This window comes from Phytoactinopolyspora endophytica, from assembly GCF_004138495.1.
Classification (GTDB): domain Bacteria; phylum Actinomycetota; class Actinomycetes; order Jiangellales; family Jiangellaceae; genus Phytoactinopolyspora; species Phytoactinopolyspora endophytica.
Map to the genome: position 1 here is coordinate 97,722 of NZ_ML142858.1, position 1,670 is coordinate 99,391.

1 protein-coding gene is annotated in these 1,670 nt (G+C 68.6%); it reads right to left on the minus strand.

The window, feature by feature from the left end:
- A partial coding sequence (gene pta / locus ELR45_RS19475; RefSeq protein WP_205856888.1) for a phosphate acetyltransferase occupies nucleotides 1-1,670 on the minus strand: 1,670 nt, incomplete at both ends.

Consider the following 1,670-nt stretch of genomic DNA (forward strand, 5'->3'; position numbering starts at 1 on the left):
TCGTACTGGATCGGGCCCTCGATGGACAGGTCGGGGCGGCGCTCCCTCGCCAGCGCCGTCGCTGACCGCACCTTGTCTACGTCGGCCCCCGAGCCGGACTCGCCGGTGGAGTAGGAGAGCATCGCCACCCTGGGCTCCACCCCGAAGGCCTCGGCGGTCTGCGCAGAGGAGACGGCGATGTCCGCCAGCTGCTCGGCGCTCGGGTCCGGGTTGACCGCGCAGTCGCCGTAGACCAGGACGCGGTCGCGCAGGCACATGAAGAAGACGCTGGACACGGTGGAGACCCCGTCGCTGGTCTTCACCACCTCGAACGCCGGCCGGATGGTGTGCGCCGTGGTGTGCACGGCACCGGAGACCATGCCGTCGGCCATGCCCAGCAGCACCATCATGGTGCCGAAGTAGGAGACGTCGGCGACCTGGTCGTAGGCGAGCTCCTGCGTCACGCCCTTGTGGGCGCGGCGGGCCGCGTATTCGTCGGCGAAGCGCTCGCGCCACCCGCTGTCGATGGGGTCGACGATGCGCGCCGCGGTGATGTCGGCGCCGATGTTGGTAGCGGTTGCCTGTACGCGTTCCGGATCTCCGAGCAGCGTGAGCTCGGCGATACCCCGCCGCAGCACCGTGTCGGCGGCACGCAGCACGCGCTCCTCCTCGCCTTCGGGCAGGACGATGTGGCGTGTCTCGCCTCGGGCGCGATCGACCAGCCGGTGCTCGAACATCAACGGGGTGACGACCTCGCTGCGGGTGACGTCGAGCAGGTCGAGTAGCTCGCGGTCGTCGACGTGTTCCTCGAACAGGGTCTGGGCGGTCTCCACCTTGCGGGTCGCGTCCCTGGTCAGCCGGCCTCGGACACCGGCGAGTGCCGTTGCGGTGGCGAACGTGTCGCCTTCCACGGTGATGATCGGCAGGTTGACGTTGAGCCCGTCGATCAGCTGGACGATCTGCGGCGGCAGGATGAACCCGCCGTTGAGGACGATCCCGGCGAGACTGGGAAAGGTCCGGGAGGAATGCGCCATCAACACGCCGAGCAGGACGTCCGAACGGTCCGCGGGGGTGATCACGATCGTGTCCTCGACCAGCCGATCCAGCACGTTCGGCAAGGTCATCCCGGCGACGACGAACCCACGGACCTCACGACCGAGACGGTCGGACTCGCCCCGGTACAGCTCACCGCCGACGTCGAGAAGGTCGGACACGGTCGGCGCCGACAGGAGCGGCTCCTCCGGCAGCGTGTACGCCGGCGACAAGGGCTTCAGGGCATGGCGCACATCGGCGAGTCTCTCCGGCTCGACCCGGTTCACCACGGTGCCAAGCAACTGGCCGGAGTTGGCCGACAGCTCGGCGACTGCGGCGTCGGCAACCGTCCGGATGTTCTCCGGCGTGCGCTCTCGCCCGTTGAGCACGAGGAGGACCGGCGCACCGAGATTGGCGGCGATCCGGGCGTTGAAGGAGAACTCGGTGGGGTTGTCGACGTCGGTGTAGTCGCTGCCGACGATGACGACCGCATCGCACTGCCCTGCCACCTCGTGGTATCGGTCGATGATGGTCCCAAGCGCGGCGTTGCGGTCGGCATGCACGTCGTCGTATGTCACGCCGGCGCACACGTCGTACCCCAGGTCGGTGCCGTCGTGCTCCAGCAGCAGTTCGAGCACGTAGTCGGGCCGTCGTTCTGA